The 8,339-nt window shown below is 29.3% G+C and carries 9 protein-coding genes; 8 read left to right on the forward strand and 1 reads right to left on the reverse strand.

Annotated elements, in window-relative coordinates; genetic code table 11:
- Positions 1 to 134 precede the first annotated feature (134 nt).
- From AC13CQ_RS01150 to AC13CQ_RS01165, 4 genes are all read left to right on the forward strand, one after another.
- Positions 135 to 431: a DUF892 family protein gene (locus AC13CQ_RS01150; protein ID WP_482882678.1), complete on the forward strand. Its 297-nt coding sequence runs from the start codon at positions 135 to 137 to the stop codon at positions 429 to 431.
- Positions 432 to 663: 232 nt separating this feature from the next.
- Positions 664 to 1,692: a helix-turn-helix domain-containing protein gene (locus AC13CQ_RS01155; RefSeq protein ID WP_474507405.1), complete on the forward strand. Its 1,029-nt coding sequence runs from the start codon at positions 664 to 666 to the stop codon at positions 1,690 to 1,692.
- 32 nt (positions 1,693 to 1,724) lie between these two features.
- Complete coding sequence (locus AC13CQ_RS01160) at positions 1,725 to 1,979, forward strand: SemiSWEET transporter (RefSeq protein ID WP_474507404.1); 255 nt, start codon at positions 1,725 to 1,727, stop codon at positions 1,977 to 1,979.
- Positions 1,980 to 2,033: 54 nt separating this feature from the next.
- Entirely contained in the window at positions 2,034 to 2,492 is a 459-nt protein-coding gene (locus AC13CQ_RS01165) for a ferritin-like domain-containing protein (protein ID WP_335588007.1), read from the forward strand.
- Between the two features lie 10 nt (positions 2,493 to 2,502).
- Here AC13CQ_RS01165 and AC13CQ_RS01170 read toward each other — a convergent pair whose 3' ends face one another.
- Positions 2,503 to 3,552 carry a helix-turn-helix domain-containing protein gene (locus AC13CQ_RS01170; protein ID WP_474507403.1) on the reverse strand — a complete coding sequence of 350 codons (1,050 nt, stop codon included), beginning with the start codon at positions 3,550 to 3,552 and terminating at the stop codon, positions 2,503 to 2,505.
- Positions 3,553 to 3,710: 158 nt separating this feature from the next.
- Between AC13CQ_RS01170 and AC13CQ_RS01175 the strand changes: the two genes are divergently transcribed.
- The 4 genes from AC13CQ_RS01175 to AC13CQ_RS01190 form a co-directional block, all read left to right on the forward strand.
- Positions 3,711 to 4,049, forward strand: coding sequence for a hypothetical protein (locus AC13CQ_RS01175; RefSeq protein WP_474507402.1), 339 nt, complete (start codon positions 3,711 to 3,713; stop codon positions 4,047 to 4,049).
- Positions 4,050 to 4,180: 131 nt separating this feature from the next.
- Entirely contained in the window at positions 4,181 to 5,218 is a 1,038-nt protein-coding gene (locus tag AC13CQ_RS01180; RefSeq protein ID WP_474507401.1) for a helix-turn-helix domain-containing protein, read from the forward strand.
- 150 nt (positions 5,219 to 5,368) lie between these two features.
- Positions 5,369 to 7,492 carry a catalase gene (locus tag AC13CQ_RS01185; protein ID WP_474507400.1) on the forward strand — a complete coding sequence of 708 codons (2,124 nt, stop codon included), beginning with the start codon at positions 5,369 to 5,371 and terminating at the stop codon, positions 7,490 to 7,492.
- A gap of 580 nt (positions 7,493 to 8,072) precedes the next feature.
- The coding region (locus AC13CQ_RS01190; RefSeq protein WP_482882633.1) for a hypothetical protein at positions 8,073 to 8,339 on the forward strand (267 nt) is incomplete at its 3' end.

The following is an 8,339-nucleotide window of genomic DNA, read 5'->3' on the forward strand; positions in this document are numbered from 1 at the left end:
ATATTGAATTCTATAACACCAAAAGAAGGCATACTGAAATAGGAAAAGTACCACCTGATCAAATTTATAATACAAAAAGAATAGCATCATAAATAATTAGATATATATTTAAACTGTCTTACAGATGGGGAGTAGTGTATAATCCTTCGGGAGAAGTTTGTAAAGCTATGAAGGGGCTTATTAAAGAAGCCGAAGACTTTATAGAAGAAAAACCAGACCAAGATGTAATGAATGTTGGTTTAATTGCAGAAGCGCAAAGAGAAGAGCATTATGAAATCTCAGGGTATGGAACTGCTGTTCGCTATGCTAAAGAATTGGGAATGGGTTCAATAGCAGAAATACTTTACAACACATTGGAAGAAGAAAACAATGCTGATGAAACCTTAAATAAAATAGCTAAGAATAGATTAAATAAAAAGGCAGTCCATTAACAAGTATTGTAGATTATGAGAGAAATGGTCAATAATTTTATTGGCCATTTTTACTCTAAACAACTACCATTTTTTTAAGGTTAACATAAAGTAATATTAAAGTATATTAAATAATGTTAATTATCTCATTTTATGTATATTAATATTTAATTTTAAGTGGAAATGATACTTTATAAAAGCTCCCTAAGCTATTAAGTAACTATACTATTATAATTAATAAATTCAACCAACCATGAAAAAAATAATTATAAAGGATAATAGTCTTGAAGAAGTGTTTTCTCAAATAAAAAGTAAAATTGGAGGAACGATTTCCAATGAAGAAGGGATTGTTAGTTTCTCTTCCAATTCCGATCATCATATTGGAGAAATTAAAGGGAGTTGTTACTCAAATTCGATCTCTTTTATTAAATGCAAACTTTCTTTATCAGAGGATATAATAGTACACCTACAACCAAATTATAGAGCTTCGTTTCTTTATTTTGTATATTGTAATAAGGGTAAGTTTTTACATAAATACAAAAATAATAATCTTTATAGACCTATTCATCCGCATCAAACAGTAGTTATTAATTCTGGAGCTAAAGGAGTCACACTCATTTTTAAAAAAGAACAGCTAAATGAGATAATCTTTATCAAGATAAATCCTCTTATTTATTTGAGAAAAGAAAAGTTCGGAAAAATATTAGATGAGAATATTCAATTTATGTATTCCAATTTTGATACAATAGAAGGGTACACACACTATGGGAGTTACAACCTAAAATTAGCTGAAAATTTTAATAGAATAGACAACATACAGGTAAGTGGTTTTGTAAAAAAAATATATTTAGAGGGTCAAATAAAATTGCTTTTGGCTTTACTTATTAAGCAATATACTTGGGATGTTCAAAATAAAGACACGGTGTTCGAGCTTACAAATTCAGAACTAAGAAAAGTCAGAGAGATTTCAGAATACATCAAAAAATTTCCTTCTAAATCCCATTCCATAAAGAAATTAACAACGCAATATTTTATTTCTCCATCTAAATTGCAAAAGGGATTTAAAATTATGCATGATAGAACCGTTGCGGATTTTATTAAAAATTTACGGATAGAATTAGCCGAAGAAATGATTAAAAATAGGGAATGTACTATTTCTGAAATAGTCTATGATATAGGTTTTACTAGTAGAAGTTATTTTTCTAAAATTTTTAAAGAAAAATATCATTGTAGTCCAAAGAACTATCAAGAGAAATTGAAACTTAATTTCAACATTTCCTAAATTGATTATTATGTTAACTTCTTTTAATTAAAATGACTACAATTATAGGTAGCATAGCTGGTATTTTAACTACAATTGCTATAATTCCACAAATATTAAAAGTGATAAAAACCAGAGAAGTTCATGACATTTCATCTAAATTTTTAATCATTCTAATTGCAGGGCTGGGGTTATGGGTATTGTATGGTATTTTAAGTAAAGATTGGCCAATTATATTAACTAATGGGGTTTCTTTTATTTTGAATACCATTATGATAGCAGTTTATTATTCTCATAAGAAATTGTAGATAAAATAATGATTCAAGATTAATTCATTTTTAATAGTTATAAAAATTAAGCTTATGAATACAAAGTCTAAACAAATAGCAGAGTCCCTTAACAGTATTCTAGTAAAGAATATTGATGCTCAAAATGGGTTTCAAAGAGCTATTGATCATACAGAAAATGAATTGCTAAAAGCATATTTTAAAAGTTTAGCTCAAGGGCGTAAAACTTTTATTGAAGAATTGAAGGACGAATTAACCTATTATGGAGAGTCATATGAATTTAGTGGTACTATTTCAGAGGATATTCATTTGGGTTGGGTTGATTTTAAACTCCTTTTTACTTCGAATACAGATGAAGCAATGTTAAAAGAAGCTATTCGAGGAGAAGAAACGAGCTTACAAGAGTATAAGAATATTCTTAAGTCTGAAAAATTTCCTGAAAGAACGGAGACTTTATTACAAAATCAACTCGATAGGATCCAGACTAATTTGGTACAAACACAGGAGATTAAAAATAGTATTATAAGTTCCTGAATAGTTCGAATCATTTGCTTAACCTTTTTCTATTTTGAAGGAGCTTATTTTTATTGTCTTCCCTAAATTTTGAAGGAGAAATACCGAAATAATCTTTGAATATTTTAGAAAAATAACTTTTACTAGAGAGTCCTATTTTATCCTGAATTTCGTATAATGAAAGCTCAGTTTCAGCCAATAATGTAATAGCAACTTTAAGTCTAGAATTCTGAATATATTCATTTACAGTTGTACCAAATAATTCCTTAAAACCACTTTGTAATTTCCCTGAACTCATCCCAACCTCCTTAGCAATGTCTTCAATAGTACCTAGAATACTAAGATTATTATAAATATATTTTGAAGATTCTTGAATTAATTTAATATCAGATTGCCTTAAAATACTTTTGTTTTCTCCTTCATTCAAATCATCTTTATATTGAATAATTTGTTGGACTAAAATTAGATGCGTTTTTCCTTCCATAAATAAATGCCATAAGAAACGATCTTGAGAGAACATTTCAATTTCATTAAATAATTTTGCGATAATCAAACTGTAATATCCCTCATAGTAGAATAAATTCTTTCCCTGCTGATCTTGAAATAATTTTAATATATCCGCATCCAAATGCTCAAGATCACAAATTAATCTATCTTGAAATTTAGAACGTATTATTTCCAAACTATTCATTTGCATGGGCTGGTTAGCTTTAAATTGTATAATATGTCCTTTTCTTCCCTTATTAGCAACAATGGCATTTTGAAATTTTCCTATTTTATTAACCTTATCCTGACCATCAAATCTATGATATACGGTTCCTTCAGTACAAAAAAGAAACTTAACTGGGTGAATAGAGTCAATATTAAATTGTATCTCTGTGTCTTCAAAGAAAGTACAGTTATAAAAAATTACACCTAAACCACTTGCAAAGCTTATTCCTTTAATAAAACCTTTCCCTATGTAGGTTGGGATTTCAACCATGTATTCTCCACAAAACTCCTGATAATCTACTTCAAATAGTTTTGCGATATCTTTTATTACTTCATTGATTGGGATAGATTTTACTTGTACCGTTTGCATAGGATCTTGGCTATTATATAATGAAATAGAAAGATACTACTTATTGTTCTATACTAATATATAAAAATCGACTTCTGATTTTTTGCATCAATAATAATTTTTTTTAAGATAATATAAAGTATTGTATGTTTTTAAATTGAAGTTTAAATTAAGAACTAATGGGTAAAGATGATTTAACATTTCGAAATAATTTAATAACTACTACAGAACAATTAAAAGAAGCTTTAAAATATTACACATTAATTAATAAAGCTAAATCAGAAACGTTTAAAAGAATTTATGATAGTATTGAGAATATATCGTTATGTATAAAATTGGTGGAGAAAGAAAGCTGTTTTGTAAATAAACACAGTGCATATTGCATTCAGGAAATAGAACGTTTTATAAAAGATTATCAAGATTCTTTTGACCCAGTTTTAAGAAGAGTTATAGGTTTGCAGAAAAATTCCATTACTATTTTATTAATGCATATGAATCCTGAGATAACACATTATTAGTTATTAGAAGCACCTATTTTAAGAGAAATAACTTTTAATTGAGTTTTGTTAACATTCAGTTGAATTTTGTTAAGGTGAACGCTGCTTTTTATAGAATTTTAGTTATTAAAAAGCAATAGACACTTTATAAAATGAAATTTTTAAATATTAATGATGTTAGTATTTCATCTGTATTTAATGAAATTCTAAATCAGTTAGATGCATCTATAACTAATGAGTATAACCCATTTCATATCCAAATAGAATCAGCTTATGGAAAAGGAATTTGTGAAGGAAAAAACTATTCTGATTCTATCTGTTTTTTTAAATTTAATTTCTCATTAAAAGATGACCTTACACTCACTATTAATAGTTCTCAGGCATCATCTTCTTTGTATTTTATATACAGTAATCAGGGACATTTTCTTTATCAATCTGAATATTCTAAATATAAACTCCAAAGAATTAATGAGAGACAAACGGCAATACTCAAAGCTAGAAACAATGAAATAAAGCTTAATTTGCCTAGCAATAATCCGTTGGAAATCATTATAATTAAAATAAATCCTTTTTTTTATTCTAAAAAAGAGAATATTAATTCTTGTTTTAAAGGTAGCTTACACCCCATTTTAGATTTTCTAAATAATAAGTCTCAGTATGCTTACTTTGGAGAATTCAACTTCAAGGCAATTGAGGTTATAAATAATTTAAATAATATCACAGAAAAGGGTATGGTTAGAGATTTATTAATGGAAGGCCAAGTAAAGTTACTATTAGCTTTATTTATTCAACAATACGATGGGCATTTACCCAATTCCAGATCTTTCAATCTCTCTAATTTAGAAATTAAGAAAATAAATAAAATAGCTTTAGAAATTCGGAACAATCCAAGAAGCCATCATTCTATAAAGAAAATAGTAGAACAACACAATATTTCAGTAGCCAAACTCCAAAAAGGGTTTAAAATGCTTCATAAAAAAACGGTGGGGGACTATGTGAAAAACATTAGATTGGAAATTGCTGAAGAAATGATTAAAGAAAGGGAATATACAATATCAGAAATAGTATATAAAGTTGGATTTTCTAGTAAGAGTTATTTTTCTAAGATTTTTAAAATTAAATTCGGGTTTAGTCCTAAACAATATCAAGAAATAGTAAAAGAAAGTTTGATTCATACTACCACAAAGTAAATAACTGCTCTTTATGTTTATTATTAACGTAGTTTAATAAATTATATGAAGCAATAATTAAATTGATTGCATCAATTCAATTTCTGTTATTTCATAATTTTAAATGTAAGTTCTAAATCATGATGTGAATTAACATTTAAAAACAGTCAAATGAAAAGTAAAGAAACTGAGAAAATTAAGGATCTCCATAAAAATACGAACCTCCCAAATAACAAACGCCTAACTACCAATCAAGGTGTAAAAGTAAATGACACTAATAACTCATTGAGTGCAAGTGAACGCGGACCGTCTTTATTAGAAGATTTTATTTTAAGAGAGAAAATTACTCATTTTGATCATGAAAGAATTCCAGAAAGAATTGTCCATGCGCGTGGAAGTGGCGCTCATGGTTACTTTGAGTTGTATGAAAGTCAGCAAAAATATACCAAAGCAGAAATATTTACAGATACTAATAGAAAAACGCCAGTATTTGTTAGGTTTTCTACGGTTGCAGGCTCAAAAGGATCTGTTGATTTGGCGAGAGATGTTAGAGGATTTGCTGTTAAATTTTACACACAGGAAGGAATATTTGATTTGGTTGGGAATAATATGCCTATATTTTTTATTCAAGATGCTATGAAATTTCCAGACCTCATTCACTCTGTAAAACCAGAACCTAATAGAGAGATTCCACAAGCAGCATCCGCTCATGATACCTTTTACGATTTTATATCTCTTACTACCGAAACGCTACATAATCATATTTGGTTAATGAGTGATAGAGCAATTCCACGTAGTTTTCGAATGATGGAAGGGTTTGGAATTCACACCTTTAGGTTTGTTAATGTGAAGGGTGAATCGCATTTTGTGAAATTTCATTGGAAACCTAAACTGGGAGTGAAGTCGGTTACTTGGGATGAAGCAGTAAAAATCCATGGTGCTGATCCTGATTTTCATAGGAGAGATTTATGGGATGCCATTGAAGCTGGAAATTATCCAGAATGGGAATTAGGGATACAAGTGATACCAGAAAAAGACGAGAATAAATTTGATTTTGACTTACTAGATCCCACAAAATTAATTCCTGAAGAAATGGTTCCTGTAAAACGAATAGGAAAGTTGGTGCTCAATAGAAATCCAAGTAATTTCTTTGCTGAAACGGAGCAGGTAGCATTTCATCCAGGACATTTGGTTCCTGGGATAGACTTTACTAATGACCCATTGCTACAGGGACGTTTATTTTCTTATACCGATACACAATTGTCAAGACTAGGAAGTCCTAATTTTCATGAAATACCAATTAACAGGCCAATTAATGAAGTTCATAACAACCAACGAGATGCTCATATGCGAATGACAATTAATGAAGGGAAGACTGCTTATTTTCCAAATTCTATTGGAGGAGGATGTCCATATCTTTCAAAAATTGCTGAAGGAGGATTCTCTCATTATGAAGAGCGAGTAGATGGAAAAAAAATTCGTAGTAGAAGCGAAAGTTTTAATGATCATTTTTCACAACCAGCATTATTTTATCGAAGTTTGGAAACTTGGGAAAAAGAACATGTTATTAATGGATATGCTTTTGAATTAGGAAAGTGTACCTATGAGCATATAAAATTAAGAATGTTGTGGTTACTTGAGCAAATCAACAATCAATTAGCAGAAAGAGTAGCAGAACAACTTGGACTTGAAATTCCAAAAGATATAGACCACCCAATAAATCAGGCTATTGGAGCTAATGCAGATATTAATAAACAGCAGCCTCCTAAAAAGAAGAATTATTTAGATACTTCTAAGGCTCTAAGTCAGACTTTTCTTGCTTCAGATGATATAGCAACATGTAAAATAGCTATTCTAGTTGCTAATGGATTCAATGGGGATGATTATGTTGAATTAAGAAAACTGTTAGAAGAAAAAAATGCTACAGTAGCATTAATAGCTCCACATGGCGGAAAAATTATATGTAATAAAAAGAACCAATATGATGTAGATGCATTTTTATCTACAACTGAAAGTGTATTATATGATGCGCTGTATGTTCCAGGAGGAAAAGAAGCAATTAAAACATTGATGGAAGAAGCAAAGGCTATAAAATTTATTAATGAAACACTGAAACATTGTAAGACAATTGGTACAGCAGACGAAGGAGAAGAGCTTTTGGATCAGACTTATGTTAAGTTGTTTAAAGACGATGAAGCTATATTGATAAACAAAAACGTACAAGTTTTTATTAAAGCATTATCTAAGCATAGAAATTGGAAAAGAGAGAAAGAAGCTATAAATATTCCCGTTTGATATTCTTTTAAAACCATTAAAACTAACTAATTGATCTCGGTTTAACTCCTTAGAGAGTTATACTAAATGATTTTTGAATTAAATGGCGGCAAGATTTAAATTTGCATTCATCAATAAAATCTGTTAATCAAAACCTGCCCAGAATTACAATAGGGTTTGATTGGGAATCTACTAGGAGCTTTACGGTTGACTTCCCATACTATAATGTTTGTTGATTGTTATTGAAAAAGGTAGCTAAAATATCCTTTATAAAAAAAATAAACACCAGCTGCTTTTGGTAAGGATGCTATTTGATCATGTATATCGATTGCAATGCGTATTTCTATGGTTGTTTATAAAAAGATTGTGTTTAGTACACTCAAAATTGTCCTTTTTTTCCAATTGTAAAAATACGGCATCCATACATATCAACAAATAGCTTCTCAAAAATCCTGTAGTTTAAGTCATTTTATTATCAAATAGTAGCAATTGATTTTAAGCTATATTTTATTCACGAATAATTGATTATAAGTATTTTAAGTGTTTAATAGTTGTACTTTTTTACTAACGAAAACGAATCAAAAATTTAAACCGTTCCGTTATGAAAAGAGCAACTTATTTCACGCTATTATTCCTGCTGATTTCCAATACCATATTGGCGCAGATTGGTGGAATTGAAGATTCAGTCAATGATATTTCAAATACCATTCGAACCATATTTCCCATTATCCTTGGAGTGATATTCTTGGTGGGATTCTTATTCAATGCAGGACATTTCTTCGGAGAGAATGCTGATCTTAAAAAGGGGATTACTCGTGTGTTGGTCTTTGTCCTTATTGCTGGCGCTGTCGTTGGCATATTTACTTAT

The organism is Galbibacter sp. L-19 (assembly GCF_056857615.1).

What these genes read in the sequence shown, in the direction of transcription:
- AC13CQ_RS01185 (WP_474507400.1), top strand. Translation starts at nt 5,369, where the DNA reads ATGAAAAGTAAAGAAACTGAGAAAATTAAGGATCTCCATAAAAATACG.
- AC13CQ_RS01160 (WP_474507404.1), top strand. Translation starts at nt 1,725, where the DNA reads ATGACTACAATTATAGGTAGCATAGCTGGTATTTTAACTACAATTGCT.
- AC13CQ_RS01180 (WP_474507401.1), top strand. Translation starts at nt 4,181, where the DNA reads ATGAAATTTTTAAATATTAATGATGTTAGTATTTCATCTGTATTTAAT.
- AC13CQ_RS01175 (WP_474507402.1), top strand. Translation starts at nt 3,711, where the DNA reads ATGGGTAAAGATGATTTAACATTTCGAAATAATTTAATAACTACTACA.
- AC13CQ_RS01170 (WP_474507403.1), bottom strand. Translation starts at nt 3,552, where the DNA reads ATGCAAACGGTACAAGTAAAATCTATCCCAATCAATGAAGTAATAAAA.
- AC13CQ_RS01155 (WP_474507405.1), top strand. Translation starts at nt 664, where the DNA reads ATGAAAAAAATAATTATAAAGGATAATAGTCTTGAAGAAGTGTTTTCT.
- AC13CQ_RS01165 (WP_335588007.1), top strand. Translation starts at nt 2,034, where the DNA reads ATGAATACAAAGTCTAAACAAATAGCAGAGTCCCTTAACAGTATTCTA.